Source organism: Pseudomonas sp. CFBP 8772, assembly GCF_014841665.1.
GTDB classification, from domain to species: Bacteria; Pseudomonadota; Gammaproteobacteria; order Pseudomonadales; family Pseudomonadaceae; genus Aquipseudomonas; species Aquipseudomonas graminis_B.
Window position 1 is genome coordinate 101,915 of record NZ_JACYUI010000002.1, and the last position, 14,819, is coordinate 116,733.

A 14,819-nucleotide genomic window follows, 5' to 3' on the forward strand; every position below is an offset into this window, starting at 1 on the left:
GGAGCGCATGCCAGTGAAGTTGCTGATTCTCGATAGGGACGGGGTGATCAACCAGGATTCCGACGCCTACATCAAGTCGGTCGAAGAGTGGGTTCCGATTCCTGGCTCTATCGAGGCTATTGCGCAACTGAGCAAAGCCGGCTGGACGGTGGCAGTGGCCACCAACCAGTCCGGCATCGCTCGCGGTTACTACGATCTGGCCACCCTCGATGCCATGCACGCACGCTTGCGTGAACTCGTGGCGGAGGAGGGCGGCGAGGTCGGACTGGTTGTTTATTGCCCTCACGGCCCGGACGCGGGCTGCGATTGCCGCAAGCCAAAACCGGGCATGCTGAAGACCATTGCCCGCCATTACGCCGTGGATTTACGCGGCGTTTGGTTTGTGGGCGACAGCAAGGGTGACCTGGAGGCGGCGGTGGCCGTCGATTCACAACCTGTTCTGGTCATGACCGGCAAAGGTCAGAAGACGCGAAGCGGTGCATTACCCGCAGGCACGTTGGTTTTTGACGATCTGGCGGCGGTTGCCGCAGAACTTATTCACAACAGCGCCCCGTTGAACGGCTAACAGCTCTTCAACGGCTCGCTCAATTCGGGCAATTGCCCCGTAACGGTAAAAGCAGCTATGTCGATTGTGCAGGCCATCAGGATTTTCTTCTTTTACCTGCTGCTGGGCACTACCGCCCTGCTGTGGTGTTCGCTGAGTTTCTTTATTGCACCTTTCCTGCCGTTCCGTCTCCGCTATCGTTTCATCAATGTTTACTGGTGCCGCTGCGCCCTATGGCTGACTCGCGTGTTCCTCAACATCAAGGTCAGCATCACCGGCCAGGAAAACATCCCCGGCACACCCTGCGTGATCGTCTCTAATCACCAGAGCACGTGGGAGACGTTTTTTCTCTCGGCCCACTTTCAGCCTTTGAGCCAGGTGCTCAAGCGGGAGCTGCTGTACGTGCCGTTCTTCGGCTGGGCCATGGCGATGCTGCGTCCCATCGCCATTGATCGCAACAATCCCAAGGCGGCGCTGAAGGTTGTCGCGAAGAAAGGCGATGAGCTGCTTAAAGATCGGGTCTGGGTGCTGATCTTCCCTGAAGGCACACGCGTACCTTACGGCCAGATCGGCAAGTTCTCGCGCAGCGGTTCGGCGTTGGCAGTAAACGCGGACTTGCCCGTCCTGCCTATCTCCCATAATGCCGGCCGCTATTGGCCGAAAGAGGGGTGGGGTAAGAAGCCGGGCACCATTGAAGTCGTGATTGGCAAACCGATGTACGCAGAGGGCACTGGCCCACGCGCAATCGCTGCGCTGAACGATCGCGTGTCGGCGTGGAACGAGCAAACCCAGCGCGATTTGGGGTCGCCGGCAGTACCTGCGCCAACCCCAGAGAAATCACCGGCATGAATTGTGGATAACCTGTGCACGAATAAATCGAAATTCGAAAAATTCGGCGCTAACTCGTTAATTTAAATACTTATTTCTTCCAGCACTTAGCGCGGCCGATGCGTGCATAAGTTTTTCCTTACCGTTCCCCACTGACTAAAAAAACCCGGTCTTGAGCCTGTGCAGCCAAGACCGTGGTGTGAATCAAGCCGTTCTGGCCGGCGCCGATATTCTCAGGTTGCAGAGCGCCCCCATACCCACCAATACAATCCCTCCGCACGCGGCTGCGACGAATCCCATGGCGGGGGAAACGCTGTCGATCGCGAATCCCACCATCGGCGCGGACAGTGTCTGGCCTATTCGATAAGCCGAATCGTGCAGCCCCATCACTTCACCTCTCACGCTGGAAGGCGCCAGCTTGGCAACCGCTTCCGAGCCTGCAGCCAGCGTCGGCGTGCACAGCAGATTAGTGGGCAACAGCGCGAGCATCAGCCACCACCAGACGTCATCAAAGAACACCACGGGAAGCAGCAGCAGGCTCATTGCCAGGGCAAGTTTCATCTGTGACCACGACCGGTGGACGACACCGTGGACATACCCGCCCACGATGGACGCGATAGACATTGCGGCGATGACATACCCGGTAAAGGCGAGCTGATCGCTGGCGCGCAGCACAGCAATGAGTGCCAACTCGGTGCCATACAGCACGAATAACGCCCCCGCACTGACAAACATGACGGCCAATAAGCGGCCGCTCATCCATGTGCGGAGTTTGGGTCGGACACGATCCGGATTCGCTGCAACCTCGTCCACATTGCGCGTGGGCCAATTCAACACATAGAGCACGACGTAGGAGAGCGCTCGCCAAAGGCCTATGCCCGCCAGAGTGGCTGTCGCCGAATAGGTAGTGATCAAAAGAATACCGCTGGCGGGCCCGATGACGAATGAAAGCTCCATAAGCATCATGTTGAGCGAGTACGCAGGCCGGCGCTGATCTTCCGGAACCAGGCTGGCGACGAACTGCCGGGCTAGCGATCCTGTCGGCACGGTAAACAGCCCGGCCACAAACGCCAGAAGCACGTAAAGCCAATAGCTCACCATGGGCAGCAGTATCCAGGCGAGAGTCGACAGTGTTCCGCATACGGCCACCACCGGGCGCAGGCCGTGACGGTCAATCATTCGACCGAGGAGGGGAGAGCCCACCGCGAAGCCAAGTGCGGTCGCCGTCCCCACCACGCCTGCATCAAAATAACTGCCACCCATTTCGTTGAGCACATGCAGGCTCAGGGTGAGGCCCATGATGGTCAGCGGCAGGCCTGCGACGAACATGAACAATGTGGCAGGCAACACTCGAGGGATAGCCAGCACTCTTTGGTATTTACGAATCGACATATGAATGAGGCTCCTTTGTCTTACATCTGTCCTGATGCAACGGTTTGATCGATAGGTATCCGGGTATTTTGGGCAGTCATCGGTCAATTAGCGCGCAACGACACAGTCTCGCCCAACAAAAGCTATCGATCGAGTTTCATGGCCAAATTATTGGCTGACAAGGCATGCAGGTAATCCGCGTCCCGATTGGAGATGCCAATTAGACGTGCAGCGCCCCCAGTGTATCGTTCAAGCTCAAAAACCATTTCCAACCCTCTCGGTATCGCGCGTCCCCGACGGCGTGAGCGTCACAGCGGTGAATGGATCGAACCGGTACGACCCTGACCGCGCGCGGAGGCAGTATGAATACGTTGGGTGACCTGGCGTCCAGACGAAACAACCACTTCAACCTGATCAGAATGCTTGCCGCCACGGCGGTATTGATTTCCCACAGTTACCCTCTTGCACTTGGGCATGATGCGGTTGAGCCGCTCTCTGACTGGATCGGACTGTCCCTTGGTGACGTGGCGGTGATTACGTTCTTCTGCATCTCCGGCTTTTTTATTTCGCTTAGCCGCGATCGGGCGGACAGCACGATGGATTTTTTCACCGCCCGGTTTCTGCGCATCTTTCCTGGATTGATACTTGTGCTGCTGCTGAGCGTATTTCTGATCGGCCCCCTGCTTACGACACTGAGTGCGTCAGAATATTTCAGGTCAGGGGAAACATACGGCTATCTCGCCCACAACCTGACGCTGTTCAGCATGAAGTTTCAGCTGCCTGGTCTGTTCCAGAACAACCCTTGGCCCGGCATCAACGGTTCGCTGTGGACACTCTTTTATGAGGTGGCCCTCTACCTTCTGGTCGGCGCGCTTGGGACAGTCTCCTTCTTCAGTGAAGGCCGGAAATTCACCGGCTTTGTCATGTCTTATGCCGCCCTTTACGTCTCGTTCAAAGCCTTGATGCTGAACAGCGCTTTGGTCAGTGACTTCTACGGCACCGAATCTTTCTTCACGTGGAGCTTGCCGTTTGTGCTCGGCATGTCCTTCTACCGCTATCGTCAGCACATCGAGCATCGATTTATCGGCCTCCTGCCTTTTGTCGTATTAGCCGCCTGCACGTGGCGCACAGGATATTTCTTCGAGTGCTTTGTGCTGGCCTGGACGTATCTGATCTTCTACCTCGGGTATGCAACCCAGCCCGCGATAGACCGTTACAACCAGCTGGGCGATTACTCGTACGGGGTTTATATCTATGCCTTCCCGATTCAGGAAATAATTGCCCACCTGTTCAAAGGCCTCGGCCCTGGCAGTCTGATGCTGCTCGCCTTCCCACTGGTGTTACTGGCGGCCATATTCTCTTGGCACTTCATCGAAAGGCCATCCATGGCCCGGCGCCGTGAGCTTGCCAAGCGCTTAGGCAGTCGCTGGGAACACATAAAAACTCGTTGGAACACGACCGGGAAAGGTAACGCATGATGACCTACGCCCAGAGGGCGGATCTAAACGCATTCGGCATGGATTCAACAGGGAGTTGGCGATGAAGAGATTTCAAGTGCTGGACGGATTCAGGGGCATCTGTGCACTCAGCGTTGCGGTCTATCACATCCACATGCCACTGAGCTTTGGCGAATGGGCGTTCTTCAGAAATGCTCATTACCTGGTGAGCTTCTTCTTCGTCCTGAGCGGCTTTGTCATGGTCCACACCTACGGCCAGCGACTGGCCACGACCGATCAGTTCAGGCAGTTCTTCATTACTCGCACCTTCCGCCTGTATCCACTGCACGTCTTCGTGCTCCTGTTTGCCATCGCATTGGAGGTCGTGAAGATGGGCGCCGAGCATGCCGGTATAACGTTCAATCAAGCCAGCTTCACCGGGCAGCGAGCGCCTCAGGAAATCATCCCCAATCTGCTGCTGTTGCAATCCTGGTGGCCGGGATTCAACCCCCAGTCGTTCAACTTTCCGGCGTGGAGCATCAGTGTCGAGTACTACATCTACATGATATTCGCGGGGATACTCCTGTGTACCCCGCGCTTCGCCACGGCGATATTTCTCATGACTTCATTGATCGCTACTGTGTGCTTGTCGCTGGGACTTGCCTATCTGATGGAGCCCGCACTGCAGGGGCTGTCTTGTTTCTTTGCAGGTGTGATGACTTACCAGCTCTACCAAGTTATCCACAACAAAACCATGGCCCGCTGGCTGCACACCGTCCTGGAACTTGTCGGCATCTGTTTGGCAGTGAGCTTGCTGGTGAGTGACATTGATCATAAGCAGATCATCCTGATGGTGGTGTTCTGCGTGCTTATGTTGATTTTCTCTTTTGAGGGAGGGGTGATCTCGACGTTGCTGAAGGCTAGCCCATTCGAGAAATTGGGCACGCTGTCGTACTCGATCTACATGACTCATGCGATGGTTCTTTTCGCCTTCACCCTCGCCATGCTTCTAATAGGGAAAGTCACCGGCTTCACGATCGTGACTTATGCTGCTGCCGCCCCAGGTCCACTGCTTTCCTTTCACAATGCAGCAGCTGACAACTCCGTGCTCATCGGTCTGTTAATCGTCATCGTGGGTATATCCGCTATCAGCCATCGGTTCATTGAACTGCGCGGTATCGAATGGGGCAAACGGTTGAGCAGGAGAGGGCGGAACCCAGCGCCGATCAGTCCGATTAAAACAGTGAGCTGAATGCCTAAACGAAAACAGCCCCAATCGATTCACATCGTTGGGGCTGTTTTATTTACGGGTGAACCTTAGAAGTCCAGGTTCGACACTGCCAATGCGTTGGCTTCGATGAAGTCACGGCGCGGTTCGACGGCGTCACCCATCAGTGTGTTGAAAATCTGATCAGCGCCGATGGCGTCTTCGATCGTCACCTTGAGCATGCGTCGCACGCTTGGGTCCATCGTGGTTTCCCACAACTGATCAGGGTTCATCTCACCGAGACCTTTATAGCGCTGAATGGTATGGCGCTTGGTGCTCTCTGCCATTAACCAGGCCAGTGCTTCCTTGAACTCGGTAACCGCTTTCTTGCGTTCACCACGTTGAACGTAAGCGCCTTCTTCCAGCAACGTGCTGATCTGAGCACCGAGTGCAGTGACTGTCTTGTAGTCATTGCTGCCGAAGAAATCGCGGTTGAACGTCACGTAGTTGGACAGGCCGTGGGAGATCAGCTCGACCTCTGGCAGCCATACGTTACGCTCGCGGTCTTCACGCAAGCTGGCCTTGTAGACCAACCCGGACTTCTCACCCACCCGCAGGCGCTCATCAAACTTCGCCAGCCACTCTTGCATGGCCGCGTGATCCGACAACTGCTCCATTGGCACAGCCGGCAGATAAACGAAGTGCTCGGTCAGCTCTTGCGGGTACAAACGGGACAGGCGCTTCAAGGTCTTCATGACCATGCGGAAGTCGTGAACCAGTTTCTCCAACGCTGCGCCGGAAATGCCAGGCGCCGATTCGTTCAGGTGCAGGCTCGCATCTTCAAGGGCCGACTGAGTCATGTACTCTTCCATGGCATCGTCGTCTTTGATGTACTGCTCTTGCTTGCCTTTCTTCACCTTGTACAACGGCGGTTGAGCAATGTAGATGTAACCGCGTTCAACCAGCTCCGGCAACTGACGGAAGAAGAAAGTCAGCAACAGGGTACGGATGTGCGAACCGTCGACGTCAGCATCGGTCATGATGATGATGTTGTGGTAGCGCAGCTTTTCGATGTTGTACTCGTCACGGCCAATACCGCAGCCCAGCGCCGTGATCAACGTGCCCACTTCCTGAGATGAGATCATCTTGTCGAAGCGCGCCTTCTCCACGTTCAGGATCTTGCCCTTGAGTGGCAGGATGGCTTGGGTCTTACGGTTACGTCCCTGCTTGGCGGAACCGCCAGCAGAGTCACCTTCCACGAGGTACAACTCGGAAAGGGCAGGGTCCTTTTCCTGGCAGTCGGCCAGTTTGCCGGGCAAGCCTGCGATATCCAGCGCGCCCTTGCGACGGGTCATTTCACGTGCTTTACGGGCAGCTTCACGGGCACGCGCTGCATCGATCATCTTGCCGACGACGGCTTTTGCTTCGTTCGGGTTCTCGAGCAAGAAGTCAGAGAAATACTTGCCCATCTCCTGCTCAACCGCAGTCTTCACTTCTGAAGACACCAGCTTGTCTTTCGTTTGGGAGCTGAACTTAGGGTCGGGGACTTTGACGGAAATGATCGCTGTCAGGCCTTCACGCGCATCGTCACCGGTGGTGGCGACCTTATGCTTCTTGGCCAGACCTTCCTGCTCAATGTAGTTGTTCAGGTTCCGAGTCAGCGCAGAGCGGAAGCCGACGAGGTGGGTACCACCGTCGCGCTGTGGAATGTTGTTGGTGAAGCACAACAGGTTCTCGTTGAAGCTGTCATTCCACTGCAGGGCAATTTCAACGCCTATGCCATCTTCACGCTGGATGTTGAAGTGGAAGACCTGATTCACAGGCGTCTTGTTGGTATTCAGGTACTCGACGAATGCGCGCAGACCGCCTTCATACTTGAACAGCTCTTCTTTGCCGCTGCGCTCGTCCTTAAGAACGATACCCACACCGGAGTTGAGGAACGACAGCTCACGAATGCGCTTGGCGAGAATGTCCCAGCTAAAGTGAATGTTCTTGAAGGTTTCAGAGGAGGGCTTGAAGTGAATCTCTGTCCCCGTGGTATCGCTTTCACCAACGATTTGCATTGGTTCTTGTGGAACACCGTGGACGTACGTCTGTTCCCAGACTTTTCCACTGCGCCGAACAGTCAGGTTCAACACCTCAGACAGCGCGTTCACCACTGAAACGCCCACACCGTGCAGACCGCCGGATACTTTGTACGAGTTATCGTCAAACTTACCGCCGGCGTGCAACACAGTCATGATGACTTCGGCTGCGGAAACGCCTTCTTCTTTATGCACATCGACCGGAATGCCACGACCGTTATCGCGAACAGTGATCGATTCATCCGGGTGAATGATGATGCTGATGTCGTCACAGTGACCGGCCAATGCCTCATCGATCGAGTTGTCTACAACCTCAAACACCATATGGTGGAGGCCGCTGCCATCGTCTGTGTCGCCGATATACATACCAGGACGCTTGCGTACGGCATCGAGCCCTTTCAGCACTTTGATGCTGGTCGAGTCGTACGTTTGGTTTTCGCTCATGCCTTCACTCCCGGTGGTCGTGGGTCTGGGTGATATTGCCGTGTTCCACGTGGAACAAAGCAACTGGCGTTTCCGTCTGCCAGCCTTCCCTCAACAATTCATGATCTACGCAGGTGATAAATACCTGGCAGCGTAATTCTTCCAGCAGGCGACATAGCGCACCGCGGTGATTCTCATCGAGCTCCGATGGCAGATCGTCGACGAGGTAAATACATTGGCCACGACGGGCCGTGCTGACTAAATGTCCCTGCGCAATGCGAAGGGCGCAGACCACGAGTTTCTGCTGCCCACGGGAAAGGATATCCGCCGCGTTGTGTCCGCCTAGCCGTAGGCGTAGATCTGCACGTTGGGGTCCCGCTTGCGTGTGACCCATCTGCTGATCGCGGTAAAGGGAAGATGCCAGCACGTCACTCAGGTTTTTTTCCTTGTCCCATCCTCGATAGTAACTAAGCGCCAGCCCATCGATCTGAACAAGCTCACTCAGGGTTTGCTCGAACACAGGTTTCAACGCTTTGATATAAGCGCGCCGAAACTCATCAATTTCATCGCTAGCAAGACACAGCTCACGGTCCCAAGCGGCCTGCGAAGCGGCGTCAAGTGTACCATGCCGAAGCCACGAGTTCCGCTGCCTCAGGGCCTTCTGGAGCCGCTGCCAAGTCGACATGAAACGAGGTTCCACGTGGAACACTCCCCAATCCAGGAACTGACGACGAATTTTAGGAGCACCTTCAAGGAGCCGAAAGCTGTCGGGGTTGATCAGTTGCAGCGGCAGAGTCTCGGCAAGTTGCGCGGCGCTTTTGGCGTTTTGGCCGTCGATCCGAATCTGGAAATCTCCCTGGCGATCGCGGGAAATGCCAAGGCTGCTGTGGCCGCCTTCGGCGAGTTCTACCTGGCCAAAGACTGTGCACGCAGGTTGCTCATATTGAATGACCGGCTGCAGCCGTACACTGCGGAATGAGCGCGCCAAGCCGAGAAGGTAAATCGCTTCAAGGACACTGGTTTTCCCACTGCCGTTAGCGCCATACAGGATGTTGATGCGGGGAGAAGGAGAGAAGGTCACCGGGTGCAGATTGCGCACCCCGGTGACCGAGACGCGGCTAAGAGACATTGATCAACTGCTGTTACAGACGCATCGGCATAACGACATAGGCCGAGTCGTCATTACCGGATTCCTGCACCAAAGCACTGCTGTTGGAATCAGAGAGGATCAGACGGACTTGCTCCGTGGTCATGACACCCAGTACGTCGAGCAGATAGCTCACGTTGAATCCGATCTCGAGAGAGCTGCCATTGTAGTCGACGCTGATTTCTTCCTCGGCCTCTTCCTGCTCCGGGTTATTCGCTTGAATCTTCAACTGACCGTTGGCCAGTTGTAGGCGAATGCCCCGGTACTTCTCGTTCGAGAGAATCGCGGTACGGCTGAACGCTTCCCGCAGTGCCTGACGATCACCCACCACCAGCTTGTCGCCGCCCTTGGGAAGCACTCGCTCATAGTCCGGGAATTTGCCGTCGACCAGCTTGGACGTGAACGTGAACTCACCCGTGGTTGCACGAATGTGATGTTGACCCAATACGATACTGACCAAGCCATCTTGCTCGGTCAGTAACCGGGCCAGTTCCAAGATGCCCTTACGCGGCACGATCACCTGATGACGGTCAGCCTGCTCGATCTCGGCGGCCATGGAACACATCGCAAGACGGTGCCCGTCGGTTGCAACCGCGCGCAGAATGCCCGACTGAACCTCAAGCAGCATACCGTTAAGGTAGTAGCGAACGTCTTGCTGGGCCATTGCAAAGCTGGTGCGCTCGATTAACCGGCGCAATTTGCTCTGAACGAGGCTGAATGTAAGCGAACCCGGGCCTTCTTCGACGGTAGGAAAGTCGTTGGCAGGCAGGGTCGAAAGCGTGAAACGGCTGCGGCCCGCTTTGACGATCAGCTTCTGCTCGTCGAGCTTGATGTCGATGAGCGCATCATTCGGAATACTTTTGCAGATGTCCATCAGCTTGCGCGCAGGAACCGTGATCTCGCCAGGCTCTGCAGGCTCTTCCAACTGCACACGGCCGACCAGCTCGACTTCGAGGTCAGTACCAGTCAAAGACAGCTGCTGGCCCTCCACGACCAGTAGCACGTTCGACAGAACCGGCAAGGTCTGACGGCGTTCAACGACGCCCGCGACCAGTTGCAGGGGTTTCAACAGGGCTTCGCGTTGAATGGTGAAATGCATGGTCTAGTCCCTTGCCTTGATAAGCTGCGTCGGCATCACGTTGTCAAAGTCCGCAGCAGGTTCTTGTAGTCCTCGCGGATGTCCGCATCGGATTCTTTAAGCTCATTGATCTTCCGGCATGCGTGCAAGACCGTTGTGTGGTCCCGGCCGCCAAACACATCGCCGATTTCAGGAAGGCTGTGATTGGTCAGCTCCTTTGACAATGCCATCGCCACTTGCCGCGGTCGCGCAACAGACCTGGAGCGGCGTTTGGAAAGCAGGTCGGAGATCTTTATCTTGTAGTACTCAGCAACAGTCCGCTGAATGTTATCCACACTCACCAGTTTGTCCTGCAGCGCGAGCAAATCTTTCAGCGATTCACGGATGAGCTCGATCGTGATGTCCCGACCCATGAAGTGTGAGTGAGCGATGACGCGCTTCAGCGCACCCTCAAGCTCACGCACATTGGAGCGGATTCGCTGCGCGATAAAAAATGCGGCGTCGTGAGGCAGATCGACTTTCGCCTGATCCGCCTTCTTCATCAAAATCGCCACGCGTGTTTCAAGTTCCGGTGGCTCGACTGCCACCGTCAGACCCCAGCCGAAGCGTGACTTGAGCCGCTCTTCAAGGCCTTCGATTTCCTTGGGGTAGCGGTCACTCGTGAGAATAACCTGCTGACCGCCTTCGAGAAGGGCGTTGAAGGTGTGGAAAAACTCTTCCTGAGAACGTTCCTTGCGCGCAAAAAATTGAATGTCATCAATCAATAGTGCGTCGACGGAGCGATAGAAGCGTTTGAACTCATTAATGGCATTGAGCTGTAGCGCCTTGACCATATCCGCCACGAATCGCTCGGAGTGCAGATACACGACTTTGGCGTTCGGATTCTTCTTGAGCAGGTGGTTACCCACAGCATGCATCAAGTGGGTTTTACCCAGACCCACACCTCCATAAAGGAAGAGCGGGTTGTACCCATGCTTGGGATTGTCCGCTACCTGCCAGGCAGCAGCCCGCGCCAGTTGGTTCGATTTACCTTCGACAAAGTTCTCGAACGTGAAGGTCCTGTTCAGATAGCTGGTGTGCTTCAGCGCTCCCTCAACCTGAACATTACGCTGCTCGGCGCGCGCAGGAGCTTGCTGAGAGCTGGCGCCAGCCATTGGATCGAAGCTCGCCCTGGAAGGCTCATCCTCGACATTCAATGAGGTCTGAATCATCGGAGCAGGCGTTGCTACGGACTGCGGCGCTCGTGCTGCAGCCGGTGCTTCGCTGGTGGCTGCCAACTCGGCGGCCTGAGAAGCGGCAGCCGCTGCTGCAAGCGGAGCGTTCGGAGCCGCGCGTGGAGCAGAGCTGCGCTTGCTGCCTATTAATAAGGACAGCGCCGGCGCAATTCCCTGGCCATGCTCGCCCAGCAACTCGAGCAATCGACCCAGGTACTTTTCATTCACCCAGTCCAGCACAAACCGGTTGGGCGCATACACGCGCAATTCGTCGCCTTCAGCTTCAACTTGTAAAGGTCGGATCCAGGTGTTGAATTGCTGGGCAGGCAGCTCATCGCGCAAAAGCTCAACGCATTGCTGCCAAAGTTCCACTGACACAAATATCCCCTAGATTCTGAAGCCGGCGTGGCAAAAACAAGCGGCCATTGTAACCACCCGTAGCTGACTTATCCACACGAAGGTAGAGCCCCAGCGCACGAAAGCCTGCACAAAGCGCCTAAAAAGACGACAGCCGGTGGATAGTTAAGCTCTGTGGATAACCGAGGGTTAGCTCTCTGCATAACGAGGGGCTGAAGTCTGTGGATAAAGCGCCTGTGGATAAGCAACCCTTCTATGCACAGCTTGTCGCCAGCTGTCGCACAGCCGCGGCACTGCTTGTGGACAGACTTTCATCCCTCTGTACATCAAGCAGTACGTGGTCTGCAGCGTTTTATCCACAGAAATCCTTTCCCTAAGCTTTTATAAGCTTTATAAAGAAGCTTTAAATACCTTCCTTCTTTATTTCTATATCTACGTCCCAAGAATGTACCGACGGATAGATCGCTGTCGACGAAATGGACCCAGGAACTAAATGCAAGAAACATTGGTTGGAAATTGACCTGCGAGCCCGCTTTCTCTAGAATCCCCGGTCTCTTAAAACGGGGGCCATTCCGGCCCGTTGTGGACGAACCAGGTAACACGCCATGAAACGTACTTTCCAACCCAGCACTATCAAGCGCGCTCGCACCCACGGTTTCCGTGCTCGTATGGCCACCAAAAACGGTCGCGCAGTTCTTTCGCGTCGTCGTGCCAAAGGCCGTAAGCGTCTGGCAGTTTGATTAATCGGCACAGGTGGTGAGTCAGGACTTCAGTCGGGAAAAGCGTTTGCTGACACCCCGGCATTTCAAGGCAGTCTTTGACTCCCCCACCGGCAAGGTTCCGGGAAAAAATCTCCTGCTCCTTGTGCGCAACAACGACCTTGATCATCCCCGTCTAGGGCTGGTGATCGGGAAGAAGAGCGTGAAGCTCTCCGTCGAGCGCAACCGTTTGAAACGCCTGATGCGTGAGTCGTTTCGCCTTCACCAGGACAACCTGGTCGGATGGGATATCGTCGTCGTTGCACGCAAAGGCTTGGGTGATATCGAAAACCCCGAATTGATTCAGCATTTCGGCAAGCTCTGGAAACGTCTGGCGCGCAGCCGGCCCGATCCCGAACTTAAAACCGAAACTGCGGGGGTAGACAGTACTGATGCGTAAACTGGCGCTCGTTCCGATCCAGTTTTACCGCTATGCCATCAGTCCTCTGATGGCCAGTCACTGTCGTTTCTACCCCAGTTGCTCCTGCTACGCGTACGAGGCCATTGAGAATTATGGTCTGGTGCGCGGTGGCTGGCTGACCTTACGTCGCTTAGGTCGGTGTCATCCGTGGAATCCCGGTGGTTATGACCCGGTTCCACCTGCTCCCACCTCCCGTTCCTCTTCGATGGCCGAGTAATCATGGATATTAAACGCACGATCCTGATCGTCGCCCTGGCAATCGTGACCTATGTCGGTGTCCTGAAATGGAACCAGGACTACGGTCAGGCTGCCTTGCCGACTCAGAATGTTGCTGCCAACACCAATACATCCGCTATTCCTGATGCTCCGCAAGGTTCAGCGACTGCAAATGCAGACGTTCCTAGCGCTACCGGCGAAGTGGCTGCGCCGGCGGAAATGCCGGTGGCTACCAACAAAGATCTGATCCAGGTGAAGACAGACGTCCTTAATCTGGAAATCGATCCGGTCGGCGGCGACGTGGTGCAGCTTCGTTTGCCACTTTATCCACGCCGTCAGGATCATCCCGAGATTCCTTTCCAGCTGTTCGATAACGGCGGCGAACGGATCTTTCTCGCTCAGAGCGGTCTGACTGGCGCAAACGGCCCTGATGCCCGAGCCACTGGTCGCCCGGTCTACTCGGCTACGCAAAAAAGTTACCAGTTGGCTGATGGTCAGAACGACTTGGTCGTCGACCTGAAATTCAGCGACGGCGGCGTCAACTACATCAAGCGCTTTACGTTCAAACGCGGTCTGTATGACCTGACCGTTTCTTACGTGATTGACAACCAGAGCGCCCAGCCTTGGAACGGTAACCTGTTCGCACAGCTGAAACGTGATTCGAGCGCTGACCCATCCTCGACGACTGCCACTGGCACGGCCACCTATCTGGGTGCTGCGATGTGGACTCCTTCGGAACCTTACAAAAAGGTTTCCATGAAGGACATCGACAAAGGTTCGGTGAAGGACACGGTCCAGGGTGGTTGGGTTGCCTGGTTGCAGCATTACTTCGTGACCGCCTGGATTCCGAACAAAACTGATAGCAACACCGTCACCACCCGTAAGGACAGTGCCGGCAATTACATCATCGGCTTCACCGGCCCGGCACTGACAGTCGCACCTGGCGCAAAAGCCGAGACCACTACAACGCTTTACGCCGGGCCGAAGAGTCAGGCAGTCCTGAAGGAGTTGTCCCCAGGTCTGGAATTGACGGTGGATTACGGGATTCTGTGGTTTATTGCCCAGCCTATTTTCTGGCTTCTGCAACATATCCACAGCATCGTGGGCAACTGGGGCTGGTCGATCATCTTCCTGACCATGCTGATCAAAGGGCTTTTCTTCCCTCTGTCGGCGGCCAGTTACAAGTCGATGGCACGCATGCGTGCAGTCGCTCCGCGCTTGGCCGCGTTGAAAGAGCAGCATGGCGACGATCGTCAGAAGCTTTCTCAGTCGATGATGGAGCTGTACAAGAAAGAGAAGATCAACCCGTTGGGTGGATGCTTGCCGATTCTGGTACAGATGCCGGTGTTCCTGTCGCTGTACTGGGTACTGCTTGAAAGCGTCGAGATGCGCCAGGCGCCGTGGCTGCTGTGGATAACCGACCTGTCGATCAAAGACCCGTTCTTTATTCTGCCGATCATCATGGGCGCTACCATGTTCATCCAGCAGCGTTTGAACCCGACACCGCCGGACCCGATGCAGGCCAAGGTCATGAAGCTGATGCCAATCATCTTCACGTTCTTCTTCCTGTGGTTCCCGGCTGGTCTGGTGCTGTACTGGGTTGTGAACAACACCTTGTCCATTACCCAGCAGTGGTACATCACCCGCAGCATCGAAGCGAAAGCCAAGAAAGCTGAAGCCTGATCTACCCTGTTAACAAGTTATTCAAAACGCCCCCTAGTGGGGCGTTTTGCTA

General features: G+C 55.6%; 13 protein-coding genes. 8 read left to right on the forward strand and 5 right to left on the reverse strand.

All coding sequences use genetic code 11. The features are described from left to right. Nucleotides 1–7 precede the first annotated feature (7 nt). Nucleotides 8–565, forward strand: a complete 558-nt coding sequence (gene gmhB, locus IFT99_RS04170) for a D-glycero-beta-D-manno-heptose 1,7-bisphosphate 7-phosphatase (RefSeq protein WP_167355781.1) — start codon at nucleotides 8–10, stop codon at nucleotides 563–565. A gap of 57 nt (nucleotides 566–622) precedes the next feature. Then, complete coding sequence (locus IFT99_RS04175) at nucleotides 623–1,393, forward strand: lysophospholipid acyltransferase family protein (protein ID WP_192130589.1); 771 nt, start codon at nucleotides 623–625, stop codon at nucleotides 1,391–1,393. 183 nt (nucleotides 1,394–1,576) lie between these two features. Here the strand turns inward: IFT99_RS04175 and IFT99_RS04180 are convergent, their stop codons facing one another. Beyond that, nucleotides 1,577–2,764: an MFS transporter gene (locus tag IFT99_RS04180; RefSeq protein WP_065988037.1), complete on the reverse strand. Its 1,188-nt coding sequence runs from the start codon at nucleotides 2,762–2,764 to the stop codon at nucleotides 1,577–1,579. Between the two features lie 341 nt (nucleotides 2,765–3,105). Between IFT99_RS04180 and IFT99_RS04185 the strand changes: the two genes are divergently transcribed. Both IFT99_RS04185 and IFT99_RS04190 read left to right on the forward strand, forming a co-directional pair. Further along, nucleotides 3,106–4,221 carry an acyltransferase family protein gene (locus IFT99_RS04185; protein WP_192130590.1) on the forward strand — a complete coding sequence of 372 codons (1,116 nt, stop codon included), beginning with the start codon at nucleotides 3,106–3,108 and terminating at the stop codon, nucleotides 4,219–4,221. 61 nt (nucleotides 4,222–4,282) lie between these two features. Further along, a complete protein-coding gene (locus IFT99_RS04190) occupies nucleotides 4,283–5,431 on the forward strand; it encodes an acyltransferase family protein (RefSeq protein WP_065988039.1) in 1,149 nt (382 codons plus the stop codon). A gap of 65 nt (nucleotides 5,432–5,496) precedes the next feature. Here IFT99_RS04190 and gyrB read toward each other — a convergent pair whose 3' ends face one another. From gyrB to dnaA, 4 genes are read right to left on the reverse strand one after another with little or no spacing between them, the layout of a single operon-like run. Then, the gene (gyrB, locus tag IFT99_RS04195; RefSeq protein ID WP_065988041.1) at nucleotides 5,497–7,914 is read right to left on the reverse strand and encodes a DNA topoisomerase (ATP-hydrolyzing) subunit B; all 2,418 of its coding nucleotides are present in this window, start codon (nucleotides 7,912–7,914) and stop codon (nucleotides 5,497–5,499) included. A gap of 4 nt (nucleotides 7,915–7,918) precedes the next feature. Beyond that, nucleotides 7,919–9,022 (reverse strand): DNA replication/repair protein RecF, encoded by a 1,104-nt coding sequence (gene recF, locus IFT99_RS04200; RefSeq protein ID WP_192130591.1) that lies wholly within the window; start codon nucleotides 9,020–9,022, stop codon nucleotides 7,919–7,921. Nucleotides 9,023–9,035: 13 nt separating this feature from the next. Continuing rightward, nucleotides 9,036–10,139 (reverse strand): DNA polymerase III subunit beta, encoded by a 1,104-nt coding sequence (gene dnaN, locus IFT99_RS04205; protein ID WP_065988045.1) that lies wholly within the window; start codon nucleotides 10,137–10,139, stop codon nucleotides 9,036–9,038. A 35-nt stretch (nucleotides 10,140–10,174) separates the two neighbouring features. Next, complete coding sequence (gene dnaA, locus IFT99_RS04210; RefSeq protein WP_192130592.1) at nucleotides 10,175–11,710, reverse strand: chromosomal replication initiator protein DnaA; 1,536 nt, start codon at nucleotides 11,708–11,710, stop codon at nucleotides 10,175–10,177. A 584-nt stretch (nucleotides 11,711–12,294) separates the two neighbouring features. On the opposite strand from dnaA, the gene rpmH reads away from it, so the two are divergent. Genes rpmH through yidC form a run of 4 tightly spaced genes read left to right on the forward strand, consistent with a single transcriptional unit; the run spans nucleotide 12,295 to nucleotide 14,767 of the window. Beyond that, nucleotides 12,295–12,429, forward strand: a complete 135-nt coding sequence (rpmH, locus tag IFT99_RS04215) for a 50S ribosomal protein L34 (protein ID WP_002551315.1) — start codon at nucleotides 12,295–12,297, stop codon at nucleotides 12,427–12,429. 16 nt (nucleotides 12,430–12,445) lie between these two features. Next, nucleotides 12,446–12,847: a ribonuclease P protein component gene (gene rnpA / locus IFT99_RS04220; RefSeq protein ID WP_065988273.1), complete on the forward strand. Its 402-nt coding sequence runs from the start codon at nucleotides 12,446–12,448 to the stop codon at nucleotides 12,845–12,847. Next, nucleotides 12,840–13,085, forward strand: coding sequence for a membrane protein insertion efficiency factor YidD (yidD, locus tag IFT99_RS04225; protein ID WP_074886126.1), 246 nt, complete (start codon nucleotides 12,840–12,842; stop codon nucleotides 13,083–13,085). The genes rnpA and yidD overlap by 8 nt, the downstream gene beginning before the upstream one ends. A gap of 2 nt (nucleotides 13,086–13,087) precedes the next feature. Beyond that, the gene (gene yidC, locus IFT99_RS04230; protein ID WP_192130593.1) at nucleotides 13,088–14,767 is read left to right on the forward strand and encodes a membrane protein insertase YidC; all 1,680 of its coding nucleotides are present in this window, start codon (nucleotides 13,088–13,090) and stop codon (nucleotides 14,765–14,767) included. Nucleotides 14,768–14,819 lie beyond the last annotated feature (52 nt).

Bases quoted from the DNA above. Each gene is read 5' to 3' on its own strand.
- gyrB (WP_065988041.1), bottom strand. From the start codon at position 7,914: ATGAGCGAAAACCAAACGTACGACTCGACCAGCATCAAAGTGCTGAAA.
- rpmH (WP_002551315.1), top strand. From the start codon at position 12,295: ATGAAACGTACTTTCCAACCCAGCACTATCAAGCGCGCTCGCACCCAC.
- yidD (WP_074886126.1), top strand. From the start codon at position 12,840: ATGCGTAAACTGGCGCTCGTTCCGATCCAGTTTTACCGCTATGCCATC.
- yidC (WP_192130593.1), top strand. From the start codon at position 13,088: ATGGATATTAAACGCACGATCCTGATCGTCGCCCTGGCAATCGTGACC.
- IFT99_RS04190 (WP_065988039.1), top strand. From the start codon at position 4,283: ATGAAGAGATTTCAAGTGCTGGACGGATTCAGGGGCATCTGTGCACTC.
- dnaN (WP_065988045.1), bottom strand. From the start codon at position 10,139: ATGCATTTCACCATTCAACGCGAAGCCCTGTTGAAACCCCTGCAACTG.
- gmhB (WP_167355781.1), top strand. From the start codon at position 8: ATGCCAGTGAAGTTGCTGATTCTCGATAGGGACGGGGTGATCAACCAG.
- recF (WP_192130591.1), bottom strand. From the start codon at position 9,022: ATGTCTCTTAGCCGCGTCTCGGTCACCGGGGTGCGCAATCTGCACCCG.
- IFT99_RS04180 (WP_065988037.1), bottom strand. From the start codon at position 2,764: ATGTCGATTCGTAAATACCAAAGAGTGCTGGCTATCCCTCGAGTGTTG.
- IFT99_RS04185 (WP_192130590.1), top strand. From the start codon at position 3,106: ATGAATACGTTGGGTGACCTGGCGTCCAGACGAAACAACCACTTCAAC.
- IFT99_RS04175 (WP_192130589.1), top strand. From the start codon at position 623: ATGTCGATTGTGCAGGCCATCAGGATTTTCTTCTTTTACCTGCTGCTG.